Source organism: Gluconacetobacter sacchari, assembly GCF_014174255.1.
GTDB classification, from domain to species: Bacteria; Pseudomonadota; Alphaproteobacteria; order Acetobacterales; family Acetobacteraceae; genus Gluconacetobacter; species Gluconacetobacter sacchari.
This window is the reverse complement of the sequence record NZ_JABEQJ010000035.1, coordinates 19,039-44,628: the sequence shown is the minus strand read 5'-3', so window position 1 is coordinate 44,628 and position 25,590 is coordinate 19,039. Positions and strand designations below refer to the sequence as shown.

Genomic DNA, 25,590 nt, shown 5'->3' with positions numbered 1-25,590 from the left:
CGCCTACCGTAGGGCACCGATCTTTCTCCGGCAAGGATCTTCTGTCTATCGCCTTCATCTTCGAGCCGCAGGACACGACGCGATGCTTCTTCATGATCTCGATCTTTCCGGAAACTGTTACAAGGTGCGGCTTTTCGCGGCCCTCACCGGGACGAGCCTGGACCTCGTTCCCGTCAATTTCGCGGCGGGACAGCATCATGATCCGGCATTCCGGAAACTGAACCCGTTCGAGGAAGTGCCGGTGCTGGTCGATGGCGACTTCATCCTTCGGGATTCGCAGGCCATTCTGGTCTACCTTGCCGGCCGGCTGCCGGACCGAAGCTGGTGGCCCGACGATAGCCGGTCCCAGGCCAGCATCATGCAATGGCTGTCCGTGGCAGCGAGCGAGGTCCGCGGCGGCCCGAACGTGGCCCGGCTGATCCGGAAGTTCGGCTATGCGCTCGACATGGATGCCGCCCTGCGCCAGACCGGCAGGCTTCTGCCGCTGCTCGACGCCCATGTCGCGACGCGGGACTGGTTCGCGCTGGACCGCCCCACCATCGCCGATTGCGCCCTTTTTCCGTATCTCGCGCTGGCGCCCGAGGGGGGGATCGACCTGTCCCCCTATCCTGCTCTCGCACGGTGGTTCGGCCGCGTCCGCAGCCTTGCCGGCTTTATACCGATGCCGGGGCTGTGATGAGGTGATCGCGGCGGGACGCATGCATCGTAGAAACCGCGAGATATCGGCTGGTCGCGAAAGGAAGCGCCGTTCGCCTGGCCTCGGTGCGGTTGTCAGTCGTGCCCTTCGGCCTCGGCCATCCACTGGACGGCATCCTCGCCGGCCGCGATCCTGAACGGGGCGCCTGGATCGGTGGCCGCGCGCCAGACCGCCGCCGCCACGTCGCCCGCGTGGGTGACCGGGCCGCCCGCATCGCGGAAGCTGGCGATCATGCCTTCGATCATCGGCTTGTAGTCGGCATTGTCCAGGCCGCGCAGATGCGGCATGGCGTTCGTACCGAAGCTGGTCTCGGGCGAGCGGCCGGGCAGGACGATATGCACGCGCACGCCGAACGGTTCCATTTCGATCGCGAGGCTTTCGGTGAGCGCGTTCACGGCCGCCTTGCTCGCCCGATAGACGCCGATCAGCGGCAGCGGCTTGAGGGTCACGCTCGACGTGACATTGATGATCGTGCCGCCGCGGCGTTCGCGGAACCGGGGGAGGATCGCCTGCATCGTCGCCAGCGTGCCGAGGGTGTTGGTCTCGAACAACAGGCGCGCGGTTTCCGGCTCGGTCAGTTCGACCGGCACCGCAGCCCCCACCCCCGCATTGTTGACCAGCACGTCGATATCGCCGGCCTGCGCGAACGCGGCCCGGATACTGTGCGGATCGGTGACGTCGAGCGGCAGGATGGTGAGATGATCGGACGCGGGCAGGAGGTCGGGCATGGGCCGGCGCATCGTGGCGACGACGCGCCAGCCTTTTTCGAGGAACAGCCTCGCGGTGTCGAGGCCGAAGCCCGAGGAACAGCCGGTGATGAGAATGGTGGGCATGCGCGTGCTCCGAACTGGTGTGTGGTCATCCGAATATGGCGCCGGGGCGGAAGATTCTCTATGGTCGTCCGTCCCTAATTCATTGGCGATCGTCCTGTCATGCCCATCGATCCGCTGGCCGAGATCGTGACCCTGCTCCAGCCCTCGGCCAGTTACTCCAAGCTTGTCGAGTATGCCGGGCGATGGCGCATCCGCCGCGACATCGAAGGCAAGCCTGTCTTTTTCGCGGTGCTGGAGGGCGCGTGCAGGGTCGTGTCGTCCGGTCGGCCGCCGATCATCGTGCGCCAGGGAGATTTCGTGCTGTCTCCCTCGACCAACGACCACGCCGTCGAAAGCATCGACGCGCCGGCGTACGGGACCGCGATGGTGCCGACGGAGATCGGCGCGGGGCGCTTTCGGGTCGGGCCCCCCGGCGAACCGGTCAATCTCCGGATGCAGGTCGGATTTTGCAGCTTCGCCTCGCCCGATGCCGCCCTGCTCGTCTCCCTGCTGCCGGCGATGATCGTCGCCAGCGGGGAGCCGCGCCTCGCGCTGCTGCTGCAACTGGTGGGCGACGAGACGCGCCATGCCCGGCCGGGCCGGGAACTGGTCCTGGAGCGCCTGCTGGAGGTGCTGCTGATCGAGGCGCTGCGGTGCGGGGCCGATGTCTCGTCGATGCCGGGCGTTTCTCGCGGGCTGGCGGACGGGCGCCTGGTCTTCGCGCTGCGGGCCATGCATGCGCGGCCCGCGCATCGCTGGACCGTCGTCGATCTTGCCGCCGAGGCCGCCATGTCGCGCTCGGCGTTCTTCGCGCGCTTCAATCGCATCGTCGGGCTGCCGCCGATGGAATATCTGCTGGCGTGGCGCATGGCGCTCGCCAAACGCCTGCTGCGCTCGCGCGAGATGGCGATGGAGCATGTCGCGGCACAGGTCGGCTATGGCTCGGCGAGCACGTTCAGCACCGCCTTTGCCCGCCATGTCGGCGTGTCGCCAATGCGATATGTGCGCACCGTCGGGGAGGGCGGAAGCCTGTCCTGAAAGGGTGCGCCGGCTGCCCCGAGGAGGCGTCAGGGGCCGTCGACGCAGCGCGTCGCCCGGAGAAAAGCCGGAATGTCCTCGACATCGGCGGCGGGTTTGTCGGCCCTGATACGCGCGATGCGTGGAAAGCGCAGTGCCACGCCGCTCTTGTGCCGGGTGGAGGGCTGGGCCGCGTCGAAGGCGATTTCCAGCACGAGGCTCTTCTCCACCTCCCGCACCGGACCGAAGCGGGCGATCGTGTGGTGGCGGACCCAGCGGTCGAGGAACTTCAGTTCCTCGTCCGTTATGCCGGAATAGGCCTTGCCGATGGGCACCAGCTCGCGCGTGTCGCCCATGCCGCGCCAGAGACCGAAAGTGTAGTCCGAATAGAAGCTGCTGCGCCGGCCGTGACCGCGCTGCGCATACATCAGCACCGCGTCGACGGTCAGCGGATCGCGCTTCCATTTCCACCACGGTCCGCGTGGGCGGCCGGGGAGATAGGGGCTGTCGGCGCGCTTGAGCATCAGCCCCTCGACCCCCTCCGCCCGCGTGCCGGCGCGGATCCCGGCCAGTTCGGCGAAGCTGCCGAACGGGATCAGCGGCGAGAGACCGAGCATCGGCGGCGCGTTGCGCGCGAACCATGATTCGAGCCGCGCGCGGCGCGTGTCGAATGGCAGCGCGCGCAGGTCTTCGCCGTCCTCGAACAGGATGTCGTACAGATGCACGCCCGCCGGCAGGTCGCGCAGCATGGCCGCGGAGGGTGCGAGGCGGTTGAGGCGGCGCTGGAGTTGCGCGAAGGGCTCCGGCGCGCCACCGCGCATGACCAGCAGTTCGCCATCGAGCACGACATGTCCGGCCATGTCCTGCAGGATGCGCAGGATATCGGGAAATGCGCGGCCGATATCCTCGGCGGTGCGGGTGTACAGCCGCTCCCCGCCCGGGGTGCGCACCAGTTGCACGCGAATGCCGTCCCATTTCCATTCCGCGCGCCAGTCGGCGGGGGCCAGCGCGTCAAGGTCCACCCCTTCCAGCGGGTGGGCCAGCATCGGCGGCCGAAAGACCGGTGCGTCCCTCGCGTCCGGGCGCGGGGCCGTGCCGTCGATCCACGCGAAGAGCGGCGCATAGGGAATCGCGAGCCCGTGCCAGACCTCCTCGATCTCGTCGGCCGTCACGTCCGCGATCTCGGCCAGCGCCACCTTGGCAAGGCGCGCCGAGGCCCCGACCCGCAGGGCGCCCGTCACGAGCTTGAGGAGGGCATGGCGCGTCGGCGTATCGCAGATGTCCAGCCAGCGCGCCAGCAGGGCGGGCAGGTCGGCCCTGGGCGTGTCGGCCAGCGCGGTCGCCACCTCCGTCAGGCCCGGCGGCGACGCGTCGGGGCGGTCGGCGGGGGGCCTCCAGATCAGGGCCACCGTTTCGGCCAGGTCCCCGACATAATCATAGGACAGGGCGAACAGTTCGGGGTCGACGCGCTCCATGGCCAGCGCGCGCAGCATGCCGGGCCTGGCGGCCGGAAACGCCAGGGTGCCCGCGATCGCCGCCAGGGCGTAGCCGCGGTCGGGGTCTGCCGCATGGAGAAAATAATCGCGCAACAGCGCGATCTTGGCGTTGCGCGAGGGCGTGAACACCAGCCGTTCGAGCAGGGCGGCAAAGGCGATCACGCGGGCTCTCCCTCGGCCGCCGCTGCGTCGCCGGCCTCGTCCTCCTCGCCGTAGCCGACCAGGCGGAGCGCGCGGGCGCGCACGCCGCGCCTGCCCAGCGCATGGATCAAGGCGTCCTCGCGCCCGTGGGTCACCCAGACCTCACGCGCGCCCGTGTCGTCGCAGGTTTGCAGCAGCGCATCCCAATCGGCGTGGTCGCTGATGACCAGGGGAAGCTCGACACCGCGTGCCTTGGCGCGCTGCCTGACCTGCATCCAGCCCGACGCGAGGCAGACCACCGGGTCGGGCAGCCGGCGGGCCCAGCGGTCGGCGATCGCCGATGGCGGGGCGAGGACGATCCCGCCGCGCATCGCGTCCCTGGCGGCCCCGGTCGCCGCGCCGAGCACGCCGAGATCGATGCCGAACCGGCCGTACAGGGCGCATATCGGCCGCAACGCGCCATGCAGCCAGACCGGTGCGTCGTAGCCGGCCTGCCGCAGCAGCGCGACCAGCCTCTGTGCCTTGCCGAGCGCGTAGCATCCGACCAGATGCGTGCGATCGGGAAACAGCCTGACGTCGTGCAGCAGGCGCCCGATCTCGCGCCGGGGATCGGGGTGGCGGAAGACCGGCAGGGCGAACGTGGCTTCCGTCACGAACAGGTCGCACGGCACGGGCTCGAACGGCGCGCAGGTCGGATCGGGCACGCGCTTGTAGTCGCCGCTGACCACGGCGCGCTGGCCGGCATGCTCCAGCACCACCTGCGCGCTGCCCAGCACATGACCCGCCGGCGCGAGGCGGAGCGTCACGTCGCCGAGGCGCAGCGGCGTGTCGTAGCCCAGCGACTGGCGCGCGCGTCCGGCGCGGTCCTCCCCCATGCGCAGCGCCATGATCGCGAGCGTCTCCGGCGTGGCGAGCACGGCTTCATGATGCGGGCGCGCGTGGTCGGCGTGGCCATGGGTGATGACGGCGCGCGGCACGGGCACCAGCGGGTCGATGTAGAAATCGCCCGGGGCGCAATACAGCCCTTCGGGTTTCGGTACCAGCCACGCGACCATTGCCCCTCCCCGCAACCGGCAGTCGGAGCGGGCGTTGTGTCCCACGATGACCGAACCGCTTCCCGTTGCCTTCAGAACGTGGTTCGCCGCCCGGGGTTGGCATCCGTATCCACATCAGCTTGCCATGCTGGACGCCGCGCGGGCCGGGCATTCCGCGCTGCTGATCGCGCCCACGGGGGGCGGCAAGACCCTGGCGGGGTTCCTGCCGTCGTTCGTCGCCCTGGCCGATGCGCCCCGGGCCGGGCTGCATACCGTGTATGTGGCGCCGCTGAAGGCACTGACCGCCAACATTGCCGACGCGATGGCGCGCCTGGTCGGGGAGGCACGGCTGGGCATCCGCCTCGACGTGCGGACGGGCGACACGCCTTCGTCCCGCAGGCGGCGCCAGGCGCGCATGCCGCCGCAGGTCCTGCTGACCACCCCCGAGAGCCTGAGCCTCCTGCTGTCGCGGCCCGAGGCGACGACCCTGTTCGCGGCGCTGCGAACACTGATCATCGACGAGGTCCATGCGCTCGCCGGGACCAAGCGGGGCGACCAGCTCGCCCTATGTGCCGAGCGGCTCGCGACGCTCGCGCCCGGGCTGCGCCGGGTCGGTCTTTCGGCGACCGCGGCGCATCCCGCTGCGCTGGCAGCCTATGTCGCGGGCGGCGCGCCCGGCGGGGCGCGCATCGTGCGCGCCGGCGAAGGGATGGCGCCGGAGATCGGACTGATCCTGCCGGACGGGCCGATGCCCTGGACGGGGCATATGGGGCTGGCGAGCGCTGGGGCGATCCTGCGGCAGATCGAGCGGGCGAAGGTGACGATCGTGTTCGTCAATTCGCGGGCGCAGGCGGAGCTGCTGTTTCAGGCGCTATGGAAGATCAACGATCGCAACCTGCCGATCGGCCTGCACCACGGCAGCCTGGACCCGGCGCGGCGCAGCCGGATCGAGGCCGCGATGGCGGCCGCGGAACTGCGCGCGGTGATCGCGACCAGTTCGCTCGACCTCGGCATCGACTGGGGGGACGTGGAGCAGATCATCCAGGTCGGCGCCCCGCGCGAGGCGGCGCGGCTGGCGCAGCGGATCGGCCGGTCGAACCACCGGATGGACCGGCCCTCCCGCGCGTTTCTCGTCCCCGCCAACCGGTTCGAGGTGCTGGAGAGCGTCGCCGCGCGCGAGGCCGTGCTGGCGCGGGACCTCGATGGCGAGCCGCCCGGTCCGGGGACGCTGGACGTGCTGGCCCAGCACATGCTGCTGACGGCCTGCCACGGACCGTTTCTGCCAGACCGGCTGTTCGCGGAGATAGGCCGCGCCGCGCCGTATGCCATGCTGGGCCGGGAGTGTTTCGACGCCGTGCTCGACTTTGTGGAAACCGGCGGATTCGCCCTGCGCGCCTATGACAGGCACAGGCGCCTGCACCGCGACGCGCTGGGCCGGATGGAGGTGCGGACGGAGGCGATCGCACGGACGGCCCGGATGAATATCGGCACCATCGTCGAGACGCCGCGCATCCGCGTGCGGACCCGTCGGGGCCGGGACATGGGGAGCATCGACGAGTATTTCGCCTCCACCCTCGTGGCCGGGGATACGTTCTTCCTGGGTGGGGAAGTGGTGGAATTCCTGACCCTGCGCGAGACGACGGCCACCGTCGCGCGTTCCGCCGCGCGGACGCCGCGCGTGCCGGTCTATGGCGGCAGCCGCCTGTCGATGTCGCGCGGCCTAGCCGGGCGTGTGCGCGACCTGATCCATGACCGGGCGCGGTGGGACTTGCTCCCGCCTGACGTGCGCGACTGGCTGTCGGCACAGGCCCGGCGCTCCGTCCTGCCGCAGCCGGACCGGCTGCTGGTGGAGACCTTTCCACGCCGGAAGCGGTGGTACCTGGTGGCCTACGGGTTCGAGGGGCGGAACGCGCACCAGACGCTGGGGCTGCTCGCCACCCGTATTCTGGAAGAGACGGGTGCGGCGCCGCTGGGCTTCGTCGCCACCGACGACGCGCTGGCCTGCTGGTGCATGCGCGAGCCGGCCGATATCCATGCCCTGTTCAGCCCGCGCCTTCTTGAGGGCGACATGACGGAGTGGCTGGCCGAAAGTGCGGTCGTGCGCAGGGCCTTTCGGGAAGTCGCCGTCATTTCCGGCCTGACGGAGCGACAGGTGCCCGGACGGTCCAGGACCGGGCGGCAGATGACGGCCAGCACCGACCTGCTCTACGACGTTCTGCGCCGTTATGACCCGGACCATGTGCTGCTGCGCGCGACCTGGCAGGACGCGGCGCGCGGACTGACGAACTTCGACCGCATCAGGGCACTGGTCGAGCGGGTGCAGGGACGGATCGATCATCGCCGCCTCGACCGCGGTTCGCCCCTGGCGGTGCCGATCCTGCTGGAACTGGGTCGCAACCGGATCAGGAACGGCGAAGGGGAGGAACTGCTGCTGCGGGAGGCCGAGGCGCTGGTGCATGAGGCCGGACTGTCATGAACGCGCGGCGGGGCGACGGCGCCACGATTATGCTGGGCCGCGAGGAACTCGTGCTGCTGCCGCAGAAGGCGGTATATTGGCCGGCGGAACGGATGCTGATTGTCGCGGACATGCATCTGGAAAAGGCGACGGCCCGGCGCGAGGCAGGTATCCTGCTGCCGCCCTATGACACGCACGAGACGCTGGCCCGGCTGCTCGATCTCGTGCGCACCCTGCGCCCGGAGACCGTGCTGGCCCTCGGCGACAGTTTTCATGACGCCGGGAGCGTCGAACGGCTCGATACGCATGCGCGCGAACGCCTCGCGGCCCTTGCCGGCCTCACGCGGACGATCTGGCTGGTCGGCAACCATGATCCGGAACTGCCCTCGACATTGCCCGGGACCGTCGTGCCGTCGTTCGCGCGCCGGACGGTCACCTTCCGGCATGTGCCGTCCTCCGCGGCGAACGTGCGTGAACTGGCAGGGCACCTCCACCCGAAAGCCCGTATCCGGGCCGGTGGGCACGCGATGGCCCGCCCCTGTTTCGTGGTGGGTGGAGGGCGGGTGATCCTGCCCGCCTTCGGCGCCTATACCGGCGGCCTCGACGTGACGATGCCGCCGATCCGGTCGCTCTTTCCGCGGGGAGCGGACCTCTATGTTCCCGGCCGCGACGGCCTTGTCAGGCTCTCGATGCGCGCTGGCTGACGGGCGCGGGCCGGGCGGCGATGGCGCCTAGCGCATCATCCGCCGGACGACGCCGAGCAGTTCCTCGATGGCGTCGTCGCCGCCATCTTCCTTCACCGCCTTGCGGACGCAGCCGCTGGCATGCGCCGACAATATCTGGATGGCGACGCCGTCCAGCGCCGACTTGACGGCCGAGATCTGCATCAGGATATCCACGCAGTACCGATCGTTCTCGATCATGTTCAGCACGCCGCCGATCTGGCCCTCGATACGGCGCAGGCGGTTGGTCAGGGCCTTTTTCTGCGGCTGGCGGACACGCTTGCCCGGATCATCCGTCTCGACCTCGCAATGCGCGCATTTGTCGACGGCAGACGCCTTTCGACTCTGTGTTGCCATGCCTGCCTCACCTTCCATTGCAGCATGTTCCTAGCAGGTCGTGCCCCCGACCGCCATCCGGCGCGTGGCCCGGCCGGAGGCGGGCGCCCTGCGGAAAAAGAATCCGCGACCCTTGATAATACCGGTATGGGGTATAAGATCAGGGATGAGATCTCGGGGAGAGCAAGAATGTCGGTCACGGTCAGTTTTCCGGTTGGGGGCATGACCTGCGCGGCCTGTGCCGCGCGCATCGAGAAAGTCCTGAACCGCCTCGGCGGCGTGGCCGCGACGGTGAACTTCGCCTCGGAACGCGTGCAGGTCGTTCTGGACGACATGTCCGCGTCGATCGGTGCCGTCGTCGCCGCCGTGCGCAAGGCGGGATTCGTGGTCGAGGAACGCAGCGTCGACCTCTCCCTGTCCGGCATGACCTGCGCGGCCTGCGCCGCGCGGATCGAAAAGATCCTCAACAAGTTGCCCATGACGCGGGCGAGCGTGAATTTCGCCTCGGAACGCGCGCATATCGTGTTCGTGCCCGGCATCGTGGAGCCCGAGACCTTCATCGCGCGGATCGAGAAAGCGGGCTTCGGCGCGAAACGGCTGGATGACGACGCGCATGAAGACGCCACGGCCAGGCGCGCGCAGATATGGGCGGCCGAACGCAACCGCTTTATCCTGACGGCCGGATTGTCCCTGCCCTTCTTCGTGCAGATGGCGGGGATGCTGGCCGGGCACATGGCGATGATGCCGGGTTGGCTGCAATGGGTGTTCGCGACGCCCGTGCAGGTGGTCTGCGCGCGCCATCTGTACCAGCGCGCCTGGAACGCGGTGCGTGGCGGTTCGGCCAACATGGATGTGCTGGTCGTGCTCGGCACCAGCATCGCCTATGGCTTCAGCGCCGTGGTGGTGCTGTTCCATCTGCCCCAACCTGTCTATTTCGAGGCCAGCGCGTCCATCATCACGCTGATTTCGCTCGGGAAGCTGATGGAGACCCGGGCGAAGAACCGGACCAGTGCCGGGATCGAGAGCCTGCTTCGGCTCCAGCCGCCGGTCGCGCATGTCGAGGCCGGGGGCGGCGTGGTCGACCGGCCGGTGGCCGATGTGCGGATCGGCGATATCTTCGTCGTGCGGCCGGGCGAGAGCATTCCCGTCGACGGCGCGGTGATCGAGGGGATGTCGGACGTCGACGAGGCCATGCTGACCGGCGAAAGCATGCCCGTGCTCAAGGCGCCAGAGGACCAGATCTTCGGCGGCACCATGAATGCCAACGGCGTGCTGCGGGCCAAGGCGACCGGCGTCGGCGCGGACACCGCGCTGGCGCGCATCGTCCGGATGGTCGAGCAGGCCCAGGGGTCGAAGGCCAGCGTGCAGCGCCTGGCCGACAGGGTTTCCAACATCTTCGTCCCCGCCGTGGTGGCGATCGCGCTGGCCACGTTCCTGGTCGGCTGGCTGGTGACGGGCAATGCCACCTGGAGCCTCGTCTCGGCGGTTTCGGTGCTGGTGATCGCCTGCCCCTGCTCGCTGGGCCTGGCCACGCCGACCGCGATCATGGTCGGCACCGGGCTGGGCGCCCGGTCGGGCATTCTGTTCCGCAATGCGGACGCGCTGGAACAGGCGGAGAAACTGACCACCATCATCATGGACAAGACCGGCACGCTGACGGAAGGCCGGCCGACGGTCAGCGACGTTCATGCCGCGCCGGGCAGCGCGGACGCCGAGCTGCTGGGCGTCGCCTGGGCCCTGGAGCGTGATTCGGAGCATCCGCTGGCCCGCGCGATCGTGGACCATGCCCTGGCGGCCGGCGCGGCCGGGCGAACGGTCGCGGGGTTTCAGGCGATACCCGGGATGGGTGTCGCGGCGACGCTTGACGGCGCCGCCGCCCGCCTGGGATCGCCCCGGTTTCTGGCGGATGCCGGGATTGCCGTCGACGATGCGCTGGTCGGGCGGCTGGAGAGCGAGGGCAAGACCGTGATCGGCGTGGCGCTGGCGACGCGGCTGCTGGGATATATCGCCCTGTCGGACCGCCTGCGCCCGGACGCGGTTGCGACCGTGAGGGCCCTGAAGGCGGCCGGCATCCGGGTCGTGATGCTGACCGGCGACAACCAGCGCGCGGCTTCGGCCGTGGCGAAGCAGGTCGGCGTGGACGATTACCTGGCCGGCGTGCTGCCCGGCCACAAGGCCGAGGGCGTGGAGACATACCGCGCCGCGGGCAGCGTGGTCGGCATGGTCGGCGACGGCATCAACGACGCGCCCGCCCTGGCGGCCGCCGATGTGGGCTTCGCGATCGGCGGCGGGTCGGCCGTTGCGCTGGACACGGCGGACGTGGTGCTGATGAACAGCGAGCTGACCAGCGTTCTGGACGCGATTTCGCTGTCGCGCGCCACGCTTTCGAAGATCCGGCAGAACCTGTTCTTTGCCTTTATCTACAATATCCTGGGCGTGCCGCTGGCCGCCCTGGGCATGCTCAACCCGATCGTGGCGGGCGCGGCGATGGCCATGAGTTCCGTGTCGGTGGTCAGCAATTCCCTGCTGCTGAACCGCTGGAAGCCGCATGCCCGCTCGGGCGCGCAGGGGTAGGATCACTCGGCGCGATCCGGGAGTTGACCGGTCGGGCCTGGCAGGCGCGCCGCGTAGATCGAGAGCCGCCCCTCGGCGCCGACGACCCATTCGGCGGCGCTGAATTGGCGGACGTAGATGTACAGGACTACGGGACGGTCAGGCCGGATAATTCGCGCACCGTGTCCGACTGAAAGAACAGCGACAGGTGACGGTCTGACGCGAATATCCAACCCGTCGTGGCGTATATTATGCCCACACATTGGTCGGTTTCCGTTTCGATGATCTCCGCGCCAGTCTCTGCGCGCTTTGCCGCGCGATGCGCGAGCCGCCTTCGAACCGCTGGATGGAACGCGGGCTCAGATCGCAGCGTTCGGCAAGTTCTTCCCGGGTCCAGCCGCGCGCCTGCCTGAGATCCCGCAGCCTTGCGCCCTTGATCCGTCCATGCACGTGCGCCTCCCTCTGTCCTTGCCCGAGCCGCTGTATAGGCTTGCCGGGGCGCCCGCCACGACATCGACACGACAGATCCCTGTCCGCCCCCCCTGCGCGTCAGGCCTCCCGCGCCGTGGTGATGCGCTCGGCGCGCGGGTAGCCGGGACCGATCGCGAGCGCGCACTGGTGATAGCGCCGCAGGGCCGCGTGATGGGCGACGCTGATGATCGTGGCGCCGGCAAGGTGCGTGGTCAGGGCGTCATAGACCAGGCGTTCGTTTTCGTCGTCGAGGGCCGAGGTTGCCTCGTCGAGGAACAGGATCCGTGGACGGAGCAGCAACGCGCGGGCGGCGGCCAGGCGCTGTTGCTCGCCGGGGGACAGGATGGCGGGCCAGTCGGCGTCTTCATCCAGCCGGGCGACATAGGGGCCGAGATTGACCGCCGTGAGGGCCGTGCCACAGGCGGGACCGTCATGACAGCCGGGTGCGAGCGGGTAGCTGAGGGCCTGCCGCAGGGTGCCGGCCGGCATATAGCTGCGCTGCGGCAGGAACATCGCGTGGCGGATGTCGAAGAACAGGTCCCCGCTGCCATGGCCCCATAGGCCGGCCATGGCGCGCAGCAGCGTGCTCTTGCCCGCGCCGGACGGACCGACGATCATCCAGCGTTCGCCGCCGCGTATCACGAGGGAAGCGATCGATGCGATCGGGGTGCCGTCGGGCCGGTTGAGCACGAGATCGCGGATCTCGACATCCCTGGTATCGACCTGATGACGCGTGATCCCTTTCTGGAAGGGATGCGCCATGATGCGCTCGAACTCGCTCAGTCGTTGGAGGATGGAGCGGAGCGTCGCGAGGTCGGTATAATTGTCGATGAACCATTGCAGGCTGCGGCGCACCTGCATGAATGCCGCGTTGATCCGCGAATAGAGACCGAAGGTCAGGGCGTGGGCCATGAGTTTCGGCATCAGCAGAAGCCACAGGATGATGGTGGCGGTACCGTTGAAGAAACCGGAGACGAAGTTCGCCCGCCAGGTATAGGTGACGACGCTGCGCCAATTGGTCGCGATATGGGACAGGTAGGTGGACAGGCGCGCATTTTCCGCGTCCTCGCCGCCATAGAACGCGATCTGTTCCGAATTGCGGCGGATATCGAGCAATCCGGCACGCAGGTCGGCGTCGAAATGCTGCTGCCGGTAATCGGCGTCGACGAGCGGCGCCCCAAATTTTTCCAGTATGAGCGAGGCCAGAAGCGTGGCCGCCACCGTACCCAGGAAGAGGTAGCCGGGGACATGGATGTCATGCCCCCGGAACGGGATCGTCAGCGCGCCGCCGATTTCCCACAGCACGACGGAAAAGGACAGCAGGGTCGTCACCGCCTGGATGGCGTCGAGACCGAGCCTGAGCGCCCAGATCGTCATCTGGGACAGGTCGTCCGCGATCCGCTGGTCCGGGTTGTCGGCTTTTTCCAGCCCGTGTTCCAGCCGGTAATAGGCCTCGTGGGACAGATATTGCCTGAGATAGACGCGGGTGTTCCACAGGCGCCAGCGCATGGACAGGATCTGCGTCATGTAGGTCTGCGTCACGTGAATGCCGACCGAGACGAATATGACCGCCACGTAGACCGGCAGCATTCCGATGCACTCCGCGACCTTGAAGGCGAAGAAGGCATCGAAGAATCGCTGGTCCCACTTCCCGAACCAGACCGCCGTCTGGACGGACAGGAACGAGAGGGCCACGATGCCCGCCAGCAGGGTCAGGCCCTGCCATTTCTCCTCCGACACCCAATAGGGTAGCAGGACTTTCCAATCGGAGAGGGAATGGGGCGGGGTTTCGTCAGTAGGTTGCACGGAGTGTCGCCAGGAAGGAACGCGGGGCCGCAGGGAAGTTGAACTGCCATATCCCGCTCGCGCGCTCATAGTAATAGCGGTTCGTCAGGTTGGTCGCATTGAGCTGAAGCTTCAGATGTTTATCAAAATGGTAGCCGATCATGCCGTCGAGCGTCATGTAGCCGCCCTGGAGGGTGGTGGCGTAGCTGCCGCGCAGGTTCGAATTGGCGTCCAGCCCCAGTCCGACGCCCAGGCCCTTCAGCCTGCCCGACGGCACGTTGTAATGAACCCAGGATTTGAACATGTGGCGGGGAGAGTAGATACCGCCGAAATCGTTGATGCGGTTGCCGCCCGATACCCTGGTATCAAGGTAGGTATAGCCGATCGAGACATCCAGGTTCGGGATGATCTGGCCGTCGACCTGTGCTTCCCACCCCTGGCGTCGGATCAGGCCGGTGGTGACGTAGAAATTCGAATGTTCCGGGTCCTGCGCCGGCTGGTTGACGCTTTCCAGGCGGAACAGCGCCGATGAGACATTCAGTCGGCCATGGAAATATTCGCCCTTGAAGCCGGTCTCGACCTGATTGCCCGTCTGTGGCGGCAGGCCCCCGCCGTGATAGTTCAACCTGCCGACAGAAGGCGTGAAGATGCTGGAATAGCTGGCATACCAGGTAATATGGAGCGTGATGTCATAGGTCAGGCCAAGATAGGGGGTCAGTTGCGCCGAGATATTGGCCTCCGGATTCCATCCGCTGGCCGGCGCGGGCGAGACGTTGCGGATATGTTCGAAGAACCGCGAGACGCGACCGCCCAGGATCAGGGTGAGGTTCTTCAGCAGTTCGAGGCGAAGCTGGCCGTAGAACCCCCATTGATAGGCGAAATCGTCGGTCCCGTAGCCGTCGGAATTTTGCAGATAATTGATGCTGCCGACCGGCGGCGGCGGCACCACCCCCGTATCGTTGATACTGACATCATTATAGATATTGTTGCTGGTCACGTTGCCATAACGGACAAGCTGGTCATAGGAATTGTAGTTGAAGCCGAAAAGGGCGTGGTGCGTCCGACGGAAAAGCCTGAAGCCGCCTTGCGTGTAGATGTCCGCCGAACGTGACGAATTGGTGCCGCGATAGGCGACGTTGCCCTGGTCGCGATACTGGAGCAGCCCGGTCGTGGCATCGATCGTGTTCCAGGGCTCGTTATACAGGGTATTGTAGCTCTGGTCGTAGAATGTGCCGCGCGCGGTGACCGTCCAGTCGCCCCACAGTTTCCGTGACAGCGACGCGATCGTCTGCTGCGTCATGTAATTGCTGTAGCCCCATTTCTGAGACGGATTGGCGTCGCGGCCGCCGTACCACAGGGTATTGGCCGTGGTGAGCGGCAGGCCGTAATAAGGAGCCGTGATGTCCTGCTGCTGGGAAGCGTTCGAGACGGTGAAGGTCGTGGACGGCGTGATGTCCCATTCCAGGACGCCGTAGGCCTGCCATTTGCGGGAATGCGCGTATTTGTAGAAGAAATCATTATCCTCGAACAGGTCGGCGGTGCGGAACCGCAAGGTTCTCGCCTTGTTCAGGACCACGGTCATGTCCAGGTCCGCCCGGTAGGTGTCGAAGCTGCCGACCGTCGCGGCACCGCTGATCGCGAATGCGCGGCCCGGCTTCTTCGTGACTTCATTGACCACGCCGCCTGCCCCGCCACCGCCTTGCAGCAGTCCGGCCGAGCCGCGCAGGACCTCGATCCGGTCATACATCGACAGGTCGAAGGTGGCGTTGTTCAGGGTGCCGGCCACGTTCGGCGTGCTGTCGACGGAAGTCGTCAACTGGTAGCCGCGCGCATAGAAATTGCTGTTCGCCGTGGACGCGGGAATGACGCGGATGCCGCTGATCGCGCGCATGGCGTCCGTCATCGTCAGCATGTTGGAATCCTGCATCCGCTCCTGCGTGAGGACCGAAATGGATTGCGGAATATCCTTCAACGCGACCGGCGATTTGCCCCAGCCTTCGGCCGTGGGGGCGGTATAGGACCCCGCGGTGCCGAGAACCTGGATGGATTCGGGCCCGCTGCTTGCGGCGGCGGAATCGGGCTGCTGCGGCATGGAGACCGGGGCGGCGGTCGGGGACACCGTCGCGGGGAGCTTCGCGCGATGGCACCGATGCATGCCAGCCTGCCGTGCGGTCTTGCAAGACCGCGACAGCACCGCCGGATGATCTGCGGCCCCTGCCGGCGGCGGGGCGCAGAGACCCATGAAAACGCCGCCCCAGAGCAGGGCAGGCAGGGAGACCCCGGAAAGGCGGATTTCCTTATGTTCGACCGATCGCTTCATCACCGAACCTTTCGCAGACATGAAAACGACTAAACGTTTCTTACTAGAAACGAAATGGCAGGTATTATCCAAAAGGGTGGTACCGATTCCTGCGCCACGGCGGTACAGCCTGTATTTATATTTCGGAACACGCTATCAGTTTAGCAGAGCAGAAGCACTTTACTATTACATCTCTTGAACTGATAAGAACGCATTTAAAAAATGCGACGCCTGACGTCGCAACACAGATAAAAAAGACAGGACACCAGCCTATTGTTCGACTGGGAAAGACGACTCGCCGGTGGCGTTATGACATCCAGACGATCTTCCATGATTGACAGCCAACCCACCACATATCGAGTCGCCCGGGCCAGAGAAAGTATCCATACCCTATATGGGTATATAGAAGCAACAAACGAATCACGCAAGATAATTGTTCTACTTGTTTTGATGCCCAATTTGACAGTTTTATATAGTGGTTTTTAATAGCCGATGATTGGCGAGGGCAGGTACCGCATGAAAATCCCCGCCAAATCATTTCTTTATCGAAACTAATTGGCATGCAGCATGCCCCCCGGGCAGCCACCCGGAACCATATGTCACAGTCATCCAGGCCGCTTCTTCGTTATGCCCAAGGATGCGGCCTGGATTCTATCGCGGGATCAGGAGACCAGTTCGAAACCGGTCTCTTCCACCACTTCGGCGAATTTCGACGCCTGCACGACGGCCGGATCGTACTGCACCGATACTTTCCCGCCTTCGAGCACGACATCGGCTTCGGATACGCCGTCCAGGGCCTCCAGCGCGCGCTTGAGCTTGCCGGAGCAACCGCCACAGGACATGCCTTCGACGATCAGATTTTCAATGGCAACCATATGCCCTGTTCCCTTTTTTTCATCCGCCCCCGGGAGGCGCGAAGTCTGCAAGCAAGAGAGGATCGATACCATATGAGGGTATCTGACGACTCCTTATCATCCCCCATGGGGGTATGCAACACTCATGTTGAAACCAGAATGAACAGGGACATCCACGCGGCTGCGCGCTATGCGTCCGCCCGGGCGGGAAAGCGCCCCTCGAACGCCAGTTCGGACAGCGGCCGGCGGCCGGAGGGCGTTTCGCGGGCACGCAGCCCCTCGGGCAGGGTATCGGCCGAGCCTTGCCGGCCGATGACGATCGCCGCGTTCAGCGCATAATCGTCCGGCAGTTCCAGGCCCGCGCGGGCAACCTCGTGGTCGAAGCCGCTGACCGGGTGCGTCGCCCAGCCGGCGCGGGCGGCCTGCACCTGCACCAGCACCGCCGCCGCGCCGGCATCGAAGGCGTGGGTCGGGGCGGGCACCGGCTCGGCCTGTCCCGCCGCGCTGGTCACCGTGTGCGACGCGACATAGACCAGCGCCGAGGCATGCTGCGCCCAGGCATGATTGAACGGGATCAGCCAGGAGAGGAAGCGATCCCAGTCGGCTGTATCCCGGCGGGCGTAGAGAAAGCGCCAGGGCTGGGAATTATAGGCGGACGGCGCCCAGCGGCCGGCATCGAGCAGGGCCAGCAGGTCGGCCTCGGCAATCGGGGCCGGGGCGAAGGCCCGGGGCGACCAGCGGTCGAGGATCAGGGGCTCCACGGGGGTTTCGGACACGCGCCCGGAGGCTTTGGTCCTGGACAGGTCAGTCATGGCGATCGGCCTTTCATGCTTGGCTGGAACGGATTTAGTTCCATGCTGTCAGGAAAATACCATTCTTACAACGATTATTCGTTATTTGTATATCATACGGAACAAATGCAATATAATCGTGGCATCGCCGCAAGGGCGCGGTACGTGCATTCCTGCATCGACACCGCGCATGGACGCAGGAAGATCGCTGGCGGACGCGCGGTGTTGTGCGGGCGCTGGGGCTCTTTTTAAAAAAGAACCGCTGGGCGCACCCCTTGCCCGCCTTCGGTGCCGTTCATAGCTAACAGGCCACCTGCAACGGAGGCACCTATGAAAATCGGCATTATCGGCGCCGGGCATATCGGCGGCACGCTGGCGCGCCGGCTGGCGGCGTTGGGACATATCGTTCTGGTGGCCAATTCCCGGGGACCGGAAACATTGGACGACCTGGCGGCGGAAACCGGGGCGACCGCCGTGACGCCGCGCGAGGCGGTGAAGGATGTCGATCTGATCGTGCTGACGATCCCGGAGAAGAACGTCCCGTCCCTGCCCCATGGACTGTTCGCGGACGTGCCCAGGGCGCTGCCGGTGGTCGATACCGGGAATTATTACCCGCAGCAGCGCGATGGCCGGATCGCGGCGATCGAGGACGGGTTGCCCGAAAGCCGCTGGGTGGAGCGGATGATCGCGCATCCGGTCGTCAAGACATTCAACACCATCTATTCGCTGCACCTGCTGGAGAACGGCAGGCCGCAGGGCACGCCGGGGCGGATCGCCCTGCCGGTCGCGGGGGACGACCCGGTCGCCAAGGCGATCGTGCTGGACCTGGTGAACGACCTGGGCTTCGACCCGGTCGATGCCGGGGGCCTGGACGATTCGTGGCGGCAGCAGCCCGGCACGCCGGTCTATGCCGCCGACCTGGACTTCGCGGGGGTGAAAAAGGCCTTGGCCGACGCCCGGCCGGAACGGACAGCGCAATGGAAGGCCGGATGACCCCGATGCCCGAGCCGGTTCGCCAGGTCGAGACGATCGCCAGCTATCATGCTCATGTCTATTTCGACGGCCCGGCGGAGCGCGCGGCGGCCGGGGACCTGCGCGGCGCCCTCGCCGATCGCTTCGCCGTCCGGCTGGGGCGCTGGCATGAGGTGCCGGTGGGCCCGCATACGCTGCCGATGTACCAGATCGCGTTCGAAACCGCGCTGTTCGCGACGCTGGTGCCGTGGCTGATGCTCAATCATGGCGGCCTGAGCGTGCTGATCCATCCGAACACCCGCCACCCGCGCCGGGATCATCTGGTTGCCGGCGCGTGGCTTGGGCCGCGCCTGGCGTTGCTGGGCGAACGCCTGCCGGAGGATGCGCCCGACGCGGATGGCGCCGGGGTGCCCAATACCGCGCCGGTCGTGCCCGCGCGCGCGTGAGGCGCCGCGCGGCCTATCCGGCCAGAGCGTCGAGAAGCGCTTCGGTCTGATCCAGCAGCCGGTCCGCGTTCTCCGTCGTGAACACCAGCGGGGGGCGGATCTTGAGCGTGTTGGCGTGAAAGCCGGTCGCGGAGATCAGGATATGCCGGTCGCGCAGGCCGTTGACGATGCGCGCCGCCAGCGCGCCGTCGGGCTGCCGGCTCGCCGGGTCCGTGACCATCTCGACGCCGACATATAGGCCGGCGCCGCGAATATCGCCGATGACGGGAAAACGGTGCCGCAACCTGGCGAAGCCGGCGCGGATATGGTTGCCCACGCGCTCCGCGTTCTCGGACAGGGCGTCGTCGCGCAGGACGTCGAGCGTGGCCTGGGCGGCCGCGATCGCCACCGCGTTGCCGCCGAACGTATTGAAATAGCGCATGTCGCACCCGAAGCCCGCGATGATGTCGGGGCGGACGGCGACGGCCGCGACGGGAAAGCCGTTGCCCATCGGCTTGCCCATCGTCACCATGTCCGGGTCGACGCCGTGGCGGCGATAGCCCCAGAATGCCGTGCCCGTGCGCCCGAAGCCCGCCTGGACTTCGTCGGCGATGAAGACCCCGCCCCGGCTGCGTACGAGATCCGCCACCGGTGCCAGCAGACCGACCGGATCGTCGTAGATGCCATCGGACGAGAAAATGGAATCGCAGATAAAGGCGGCAATCCCGTTGCCGTGCCGTTCCAGGTCGTCGATCTGGCGCGCCACCTGTTCGACGAACCAGGGCACCATCGTCTCCCGCGGCAGGCGATAGGAATCGGGCGTGGGCACCTGCCTGACCCATGGGCCCAGCGGCGCGCGGCGCCCCAGCGACGGCGAGCACCCCGCCGTGAGCTGGGAATTGCCGTGATAGGCCTCGGACGTGATGATGATCCCGTCGCGCCCGGTGCGATGCTGGGCGATGCGCAATGCCAGGTCGTTGGCCTCGGACCCGGTGCAGGTGAACATGATATGGCCGTCTTCGGCCAGCCTGCCGCCGAAGCTGGGCAGGATCGATTCGGCATAGCGCAGGATGGGCTCCTGCACGTAGCGGGTGTGCGTGGCCAGGCGCGCGGCCTGCCCGGCGATCGCCGCCGCGACGCGGGGATTCGCGTGGCCGACGCTGGCGACATTGTTGTAGGCATCGAGATATTCCACGCCGTTCTGGTCGTAGAGGAACGGGCCGCTGCCCCGTTCGACGCGCAGCGGCTGTTCGTAGAACAGGCGATAGGCCGGGCCGAGCAGGCGCATGCGCCGTTCGATCATGCCGCGCGTTTCGGCGTCGAGATCGCCCAGACGGGCGGGATCGAAGGCGTTGACCATCGTCGCGGGCTGTTTCACGGACGTCATGTGCTGGGGCCTCGATGTCGGAGATCGGACAGGAACCGGGCGGACATCCGGTCCGGATCGCGTTTCAGCAGCCAGTCGAGCTGGGCCCAGCCCGGTTCGGTATTACGCAGGATATAGCGGGCATTATGCGGGAGCAGCGCCGCCCGATACAGTGAAATCAGGGATCGCACCACGATCCGCGCCATCGCCAGGTGCGGAATCAGCCGCAGTTCCTCGTCATCGAGGTCGGCCGCCGCCAGGTAGCCGCGCACCACATCGCGCGCGTCGCGGAACAGATCGTCGCGGAAGGCGCCGTCGAGCGTCCGGGGCAACTGGTTCACGACCGCGGTGGAGACGTCGATCGCGATCGCGGTGTGGACGATGTCGCCGAAATCGATGATGCCGCCGAGCCGGGGGCCGCCATCGTCGCGGATGATGAGGTTGGAGCGGTTGAAATCGTTATGCACGACCTGCCGGCGCAGGCCGGCGATACGCTGCGAGAGGCCGGTCAGGCGGCGCATCGCCTCCGCGAGCGCCTCGCGCCGCCGCTGGTCGTGAACATGGTCGAGCAGGGGCGCAAGCTTCGTCACATGCCGGACATCCCAGGCCAGGACCCGATGGCAGCCCGGATGATCGAACGCCGCCATCGCCAGGCGCAATCGCCCCAGCATCCGCCCCACATCGCGGCGGAGCACCGCGCCGGCGTCCAGCCGGTCCAGGGGCTGGCCCGGCAGGTAGGTCATGACGCGCGCGCGGCGTGTCTGGCCGGCGCGGTCCTGAAAGGTGACGATCGCCGCACCCTCGCGGCCCGCCATCACGCGCGGGGTGGGCAGGTGCGGCGCCGTCCGTTCCAGGAACGTCAGCAGCGCGGCCTGCGCCTCGATCTCGGCCGGGTCCTCGGCCGGGTTGGCGATTTTCAGAATCAGGCTGTCGCCGCAGGCGGGCGTGACGCGGAACGTGTCGTCCTTTTCGGTCTCCAGCCGCGCCACCGATGCGGTCAGGCCATAGAAACGTTTCAGGATATCGATGGCTTCGTCCCGCGCGATCGACACGAAGGTCGAGCCCAGGTCGCCCAGCAGGGCGATGTCCGGCATGCGGGCGGGCGTGTCGGGCAAGGGCCGGGGCCTTTCCAGCGGACGGGCGGATCGAGACAGGTGCCGGGCTGGACTATATTTGCGTGCCGGAATTGCTGTCAATTGTCCGGTCCGCGCAGCCGGATCGCGTCCGCGCGGCGCGTCTTGCCTCCGGCGGTCTCGACCCTGTCGGTGCCGTCAGGCCTGCGACGGCGCTTCGTCCGCCATCATCCGGGCGACCGACGCGCCCGTGACATCGAAGAGGTGGCAGGATGCAGGCGGGAAGCAGAAAGACAGGTCGGCCCCGACCCGGCCGTCCCGATACCCCCCGACCTGGATCACCACCGTTTCCGCCCGCCCGAGGCGAACATGCAGGAACGTCAGCGCCCCGAGATGTTCGACGGTCAGGATGGTGCCCCGAAGCGGCGCGTCTGCGCCATCCATGACATGAATGTGCTCCGGCCGGATGCCCAGCGTGGCCGACGTGCCGGCCAGCCGTGACGGGCACCCGATCGGCAGCGTGAGATGAACCCCGCAGGACAGTGCGACACGCGTTTCGGCACCCCCGGTTTTCAGGATGGTCAGGGGGATGAAATTCATCGCCGGGCTGCCGATGAATCCGGCGACGAAGCGGTTGCGCGGGTGGAGATAGAGGTCGAGCGGCGTGCCGACCTGCTCGATCGCGCCCTGGCGCAGCACGACGATCCGATCCGCCATCGTCATGGCCTCGACCTGATCGTGCGTCACGTAGATGGTCGTCGCGCCGAGCCTGCGATGCAGCATCGCGAGTTCGACCCGCATGTGCCCGCGCAACTCGGCGTCGAGATTGGACAGCGGCTCGTCGAACAGGAACAGCTTCGGGTTCCGCACGATGGCGCGCCCGATGGCGACGCGCTGCCGTTGGCCGCCGGACAGTGCGCCGGGCTTGCAGTCGAGGCAGGAGTCCAGCTTGAGAATGCGCGCGACGTCCTCCACGCGCCGCGCGCGTTCGGCGGCCGGAAGCTTCGCGAGCCTGAGATTGAATTCCATGTTCCGCCGCACCGTCATGTGCGGATAAAGGGCGTAGGACTGAAACACCATGGCCAGGCCGCGCCTGGCCGGCTCGACCGCGTTCATCAACTGGCCGTCCATCAGCAGTTCGCCGGACGAGATGTCCTCCAGCCCCGCGATCATGCGCAGCAGCGTCGATTTGCCGCAGCCCGACGGGCCCACGAAGACCACGAACTCGCCCCGCGCGACGGACAGGGAAACGCCCCGGACGATCTCTTCCGCGTGATAGGTCTTGCGGATGTTCTTCAGTTCGACGAGGGCCATGGGCGGCAGGCTCCGTGGAAAAGTCAGGACGCCGAAACGCGCGGTCAGCGATGATCGAAAGGCCGCTCGTCGCCCGCGGCGTGCCGGATATAGAGATGATGGAAGTCCGAGCGCGTATTGACGAAGATCGGCAGGCTCATGCCGCCGATGACGGGACCGTCCGTCACGAGGCTGGCGACGGAAAAGCGCGGCAGGTCGCGCGCGCGGATGGCGCTGAGGGACGGAAGAAGCGGATAGGCCCGTTCGACCAGTGCCGAGAGGATCGATTCCGGCATCGTGCCGCCCAGCAGCACCGTCTCGGGATCGAAGGCCGTTTCCATGATTGAAATGAGGTAGCGCAGGGTCGTGGCCGCATCTTCCAGCCAGTGCATGAGACGGCTGTCACGCCGGCGATGCAGGTCCGCCAGCCTGTCCGGCGTCAGTTCCTCCACGGGCTGGTCCAGCAAGCGCGCGACGGCGTGGAGCGAAAGCTGGTCGTCGATCACGCCTTCGCCGCCCGGTGCCGGCAGCAGGCCGAATTCGCCGGCATTGCCATGCACGCCCTTCATCGGCATGCCGTCCACGACGATGCCCGCGCCGGTTCCATACCCGATATAGACAAGCACGAAATTGCGCAGCGACCCGCCGGACTGGTGAAGGAGCGTGCCGACCGCCGCCGCCGTGGCATCGTTTTCCATCAGGACCGGAATCCCGAGCCGACCGGCCAGGTCGGCGATCGGATCGAAGCCGCGCCACATTTCCCAGCCAGGCATGCGCATCTCGACTTCATACATGTCGGCGTTCAGCGTCGGCAGCACGAGGCCGAGCCCCCAGACCGCCGCGTGCTGGATGCCGCTGTCCGTCATGAGCTGGCCGGCCAGCCGCGCCATGACCGCCATCGTGTCCACCGGATTGCCGGTATCGCCCGACCAGTCGGCCCGGGCGACGATATTGAGCAGGAGATCTCCGAGGACGGCCGAAATCCGCCCGCGATCCACGTGCATGCCGATCGCGTAGCCGGCCTCGGGATTGGGCGCGAGGTAGGTCTGGGGCTGCCCCCGCAACCCCGTGGACCGCCCGGCCTCGCGAATCAGCCCCTGATCGAGCAGTTCGCGCGTAATGCCCGAAATCGTCTGCGGCTTGAGGCCGACGCGCTGCGCGATGTCCACACGGCTCAACGGCCCGTTCTGATGCAGCAGTTCGAAAACGAGGCGCCGGTTGTAGATGCGCGAGAAGGCCTGTCCGGCGCCGTCGGGCACGTCATGTTCGGTCATTTCACCTCTCCCGCCGTCAGCCCCGCCGCGATGCGATGCTGGAACAGCAGGACGAGGAAAACAGGAGGCAGCGTCGCGAGCAGGGAAGCAGACATGATGATTCCGAAAGGCAGTTCGAACCGGCCGGACGCGGAGATGAGGCCGATACCGACCGGCAGTGTACGCGCGGACTCGCTCAGGGTGAAGGCCAGGGCGAAAAGGAACTCGTTCCAGCAGTTCATGAAAATCAGAAGGCCGGTCGCGACGATGCCCGGCCAGATCAGCGGCAGGTGGATCATCGCCAGGCGCCGCAGCAGGCCGCATCCATCCAACGCGGCAGCCTCGTCGAGATCGCGCGGCAGATCGCGAAAGAAGCCGGCCAGGAGCCAGATCGCGAAGGGCAGCGCGAACGACAGATCGGCGAAAATCAGGCCCCCAAGCCGGTCATAGAGGCCGAGGCGGGAAATGATGGTGAACAGGCCGGACAGGATCGCGATCTGCGGCAGCATCGCGCAGCCAAGCAGCAGGGCGAGAACCGTCCTGCGCCCGCGAAAGGACATGCGCCCCAGCGCATAGGCCGCGGGAAGCGCCAGAAACAGGGCGATCAGCCCCACGGCGGCGGCCGAGACCAGGGAATTGGCGGCGTCGCGCCACCATGTGGGCTCCGACAGCACCACGCGATAATTGCCGAAATCGGGACGGGCGAGCAACGCGGTCGAAAAAAGTTGCGGCCCCCGCCGGAAGGACGTCACGACTGCCCAGTACAGCGGAAGAATCGTCTGGACGCATGCCGCGGCCAGGGCCAGCCAGCGCCAGGAGAGACGGGCGGGGCGCATCAGCGATCGCCCCCGCGGCGCGGCGGGATGGCGCATCGCCAGAACAGGGCGGCGACGAGGCCGATGACCCCCAGCGTGGCGAGCGCCGACGCCGCGCCGTAACCCGCCGCGCCGAATTGCACGATCTGCATCTGAACGAAGACGGACAGGGTCATGCCGTTCATATCCGCGCCGTAGAGAACGCTGGAAAGATCGAACATTCTCAGCGCGTCGAGCAGGCGGAACAGCGCCGCGACGGCAAGTGTCGGCCGGAGCAGAGGCAGGGTGACATGGACGAAGCATTGCCAGCCGCTCGCGCCGTCCATGCGCGCGGCGTTCACCACGTCCGGCGGCACGGCCTGGAGCCCGGCAAGGGCGAGCAGCGTCATGAAGGGCGTCGCTTGCCATATGTCGACGATGACCATGACGAAGAGCATCCCGGCCGGGTTCGCCATCCAGGCAGCGCCGTGGCGGATCAGCCCGACATCGACGAGTACCGCGTTCAGCACGCCGTACTGGTCGTTGAGCATCCAGCCCCACAGCCGCGCGGCGACCACGCCGGGCACGGCCCAGGGCAGCAGCATGACCGCCAGCACGGCCCCGCGCGGCCGCCTGCCCAGTTGACGAAGCAGCACGGCCAGGACCACGCCCAGCGCCGTCTCGGCCGGAACGGCGGCCAGCGCGAACGCGACCGTCGTGCGCGCCGCGCGCCACCAGCCCGGATCGCCCAGCAGGATATGGAAATTCTCGAACGTCGCGCCCGGCCGCGCGGGAACGAAGCCGTGCGGATCGTGGCTGAAGGCGAGAATCACGGTCTGGACGAACGGGACCAGCACCAGCGCCGCCAGCGTGGCGAGCGCGGGCAGCAGCAAGGCCCATGGCTGCCATGCGGGCATCTTGTGCGTCAGGCTGCCGCGCGACATCCGGCGC

At 67.1% G+C, this 25,590-nt stretch carries 22 protein-coding genes; 7 read left to right on the top strand and 15 right to left on the bottom strand.

Annotated features, from left to right (window positions below; all coding sequences use genetic code 11):
- The first annotated feature begins 82 nt into the window (after positions 1 to 82).
- Positions 83 to 676 carry a glutathione S-transferase family protein gene (locus HLH48_RS19485; RefSeq protein ID WP_182999144.1) on the top strand — a complete coding sequence of 198 codons (594 nt, stop codon included), beginning with the start codon at positions 83 to 85 and terminating at the stop codon, positions 674 to 676.
- A 95-nt stretch (positions 677 to 771) separates the two neighbouring features.
- Here the strand turns inward: HLH48_RS19485 and HLH48_RS19480 are convergent, their stop codons facing one another.
- On the bottom strand, positions 772 to 1,530 hold the full coding sequence (locus HLH48_RS19480) for an SDR family oxidoreductase (protein ID WP_182999143.1): 759 nt from the start codon (positions 1,528 to 1,530) through the stop codon (positions 772 to 774).
- Positions 1,531 to 1,629: 99 nt separating this feature from the next.
- Here HLH48_RS19480 and HLH48_RS19475 point away from each other — a divergent pair, with 99 nt between their 5' ends.
- Positions 1,630 to 2,547 carry an AraC family transcriptional regulator gene (locus HLH48_RS19475; RefSeq protein WP_182999142.1) on the top strand — a complete coding sequence of 306 codons (918 nt, stop codon included), beginning with the start codon at positions 1,630 to 1,632 and terminating at the stop codon, positions 2,545 to 2,547.
- Between the two features lie 29 nt (positions 2,548 to 2,576).
- On the opposite strand, the gene HLH48_RS19470 is transcribed toward HLH48_RS19475, so the two are convergent.
- Positions 2,577 to 4,184 (bottom strand): cisplatin damage response ATP-dependent DNA ligase, encoded by a 1,608-nt coding sequence (locus tag HLH48_RS19470; RefSeq protein ID WP_182999141.1) that lies wholly within the window; start codon positions 4,182 to 4,184, stop codon positions 2,577 to 2,579.
- Entirely contained in the window at positions 4,181 to 5,218 is a 1,038-nt protein-coding gene (locus HLH48_RS19465; protein WP_182999140.1) for a ligase-associated DNA damage response exonuclease, read from the bottom strand. Before HLH48_RS19465 ends, HLH48_RS19470 begins: the two co-directional genes overlap by 4 nt.
- Before the next feature lie 46 nt (positions 5,219 to 5,264).
- Here HLH48_RS19465 and HLH48_RS19460 point away from each other — a divergent pair, with 46 nt between their 5' ends.
- Entirely contained in the window at positions 5,265 to 7,673 is a 2,409-nt protein-coding gene (locus HLH48_RS19460) for a ligase-associated DNA damage response DEXH box helicase (RefSeq protein ID WP_182999139.1), read from the top strand.
- Entirely contained in the window at positions 7,670 to 8,356 is a 687-nt protein-coding gene (gene pdeM / locus HLH48_RS19455; RefSeq protein ID WP_182999138.1) for a ligase-associated DNA damage response endonuclease PdeM, read from the top strand. The genes HLH48_RS19460 and pdeM overlap by 4 nt, the downstream gene beginning before the upstream one ends.
- A 27-nt stretch (positions 8,357 to 8,383) precedes the next feature.
- On the opposite strand, the gene HLH48_RS19450 is transcribed toward pdeM, so the two are convergent.
- Positions 8,384 to 8,731 carry a metal-sensitive transcriptional regulator gene (locus HLH48_RS19450; protein ID WP_182999137.1) on the bottom strand — a complete coding sequence of 116 codons (348 nt, stop codon included), beginning with the start codon at positions 8,729 to 8,731 and terminating at the stop codon, positions 8,384 to 8,386.
- Positions 8,732 to 8,899: 168 nt separating this feature from the next.
- On the opposite strand from HLH48_RS19450, the gene HLH48_RS19445 reads away from it, so the two are divergent.
- On the top strand, positions 8,900 to 11,284 hold the full coding sequence (locus HLH48_RS19445) for a heavy metal translocating P-type ATPase (protein ID WP_182999136.1): 2,385 nt from the start codon (positions 8,900 to 8,902) through the stop codon (positions 11,282 to 11,284).
- Positions 11,285 to 11,512: 228 nt separating this feature from the next.
- Here HLH48_RS19445 and HLH48_RS23830 read toward each other — a convergent pair whose 3' ends face one another.
- The 5 genes from HLH48_RS23830 to HLH48_RS19420 all read right to left on the bottom strand — a co-directional run bounded on the left by HLH48_RS23830 (position 11,513) and on the right by HLH48_RS19420 (position 17,484).
- Positions 11,513 to 11,713 (bottom strand): helix-turn-helix domain-containing protein, encoded by a 201-nt coding sequence (locus HLH48_RS23830; protein ID WP_182999135.1) that lies wholly within the window; start codon positions 11,711 to 11,713, stop codon positions 11,513 to 11,515.
- A gap of 99 nt (positions 11,714 to 11,812) precedes the next feature.
- A complete protein-coding gene (locus HLH48_RS19435; RefSeq protein ID WP_182999134.1) occupies positions 11,813 to 13,609 on the bottom strand; it encodes an ABC transporter ATP-binding protein/permease in 1,797 nt (598 codons plus the stop codon).
- The gene (locus HLH48_RS19430; RefSeq protein WP_373320161.1) at positions 13,527 to 15,611 is read right to left on the bottom strand and encodes a TonB-dependent siderophore receptor; all 2,085 of its coding nucleotides are present in this window, start codon (positions 15,609 to 15,611) and stop codon (positions 13,527 to 13,529) included. The genes HLH48_RS19435 and HLH48_RS19430 overlap by 83 nt, the downstream gene beginning before the upstream one ends.
- An 869-nt stretch (positions 15,612 to 16,480) precedes the next feature.
- Positions 16,481 to 16,693, bottom strand: a complete 213-nt coding sequence (locus HLH48_RS19425; protein WP_182999132.1) for a heavy-metal-associated domain-containing protein — start codon at positions 16,691 to 16,693, stop codon at positions 16,481 to 16,483.
- Positions 16,694 to 16,860: 167 nt separating this feature from the next.
- Complete coding sequence (locus HLH48_RS19420) at positions 16,861 to 17,484, bottom strand: nitroreductase family protein (RefSeq protein ID WP_182999131.1); 624 nt, start codon at positions 17,482 to 17,484, stop codon at positions 16,861 to 16,863.
- A gap of 309 nt (positions 17,485 to 17,793) precedes the next feature.
- Here HLH48_RS19420 and HLH48_RS19415 point away from each other — a divergent pair, with 309 nt between their 5' ends.
- Both HLH48_RS19415 and HLH48_RS19410 read left to right on the top strand, forming a co-directional pair.
- Entirely contained in the window at positions 17,794 to 18,456 is a 663-nt protein-coding gene (locus tag HLH48_RS19415) for an NADPH-dependent F420 reductase (RefSeq protein WP_182999130.1), read from the top strand.
- On the top strand, positions 18,453 to 18,881 hold the full coding sequence (locus HLH48_RS19410; protein WP_182999129.1) for a DOPA 4,5-dioxygenase family protein: 429 nt from the start codon (positions 18,453 to 18,455) through the stop codon (positions 18,879 to 18,881). The genes HLH48_RS19415 and HLH48_RS19410 overlap by 4 nt, the downstream gene beginning before the upstream one ends.
- 13 nt (positions 18,882 to 18,894) lie before the next feature.
- Here HLH48_RS19410 and HLH48_RS19405 read toward each other — a convergent pair whose 3' ends face one another.
- The 6 genes from HLH48_RS19405 to HLH48_RS19380 all read right to left on the bottom strand — a co-directional run bounded on the left by HLH48_RS19405 (position 18,895) and on the right by HLH48_RS19380 (position 25,583).
- A complete protein-coding gene (locus HLH48_RS19405; protein ID WP_220795211.1) occupies positions 18,895 to 20,247 on the bottom strand; it encodes an aspartate aminotransferase family protein in 1,353 nt (450 codons plus the stop codon).
- A complete protein-coding gene (locus HLH48_RS19400; protein WP_182999128.1) occupies positions 20,244 to 21,341 on the bottom strand; it encodes a phosphotransferase in 1,098 nt (365 codons plus the stop codon). Before HLH48_RS19400 ends, HLH48_RS19405 begins: the two co-directional genes overlap by 4 nt.
- 156 nt (positions 21,342 to 21,497) lie before the next feature.
- Positions 21,498 to 22,613, bottom strand: coding sequence for an ABC transporter ATP-binding protein (locus tag HLH48_RS19395; RefSeq protein ID WP_182999127.1), 1,116 nt, complete (start codon positions 22,611 to 22,613; stop codon positions 21,498 to 21,500).
- 44 nt (positions 22,614 to 22,657) lie between these two features.
- Entirely contained in the window at positions 22,658 to 23,866 is a 1,209-nt protein-coding gene (locus tag HLH48_RS19390) for an ROK family transcriptional regulator (protein ID WP_182999126.1), read from the bottom strand.
- Entirely contained in the window at positions 23,863 to 24,681 is an 819-nt protein-coding gene (locus HLH48_RS19385; protein WP_246387559.1) for a carbohydrate ABC transporter permease, read from the bottom strand. The genes HLH48_RS19390 and HLH48_RS19385 overlap by 4 nt, the downstream gene beginning before the upstream one ends.
- On the bottom strand, positions 24,681 to 25,583 hold the full coding sequence (locus HLH48_RS19380) for a carbohydrate ABC transporter permease (protein ID WP_182999124.1): 903 nt from the start codon (positions 25,581 to 25,583) through the stop codon (positions 24,681 to 24,683). Before HLH48_RS19380 ends, HLH48_RS19385 begins: the two co-directional genes overlap by 1 nt.
- Positions 25,584 to 25,590 lie beyond the last annotated feature (7 nt).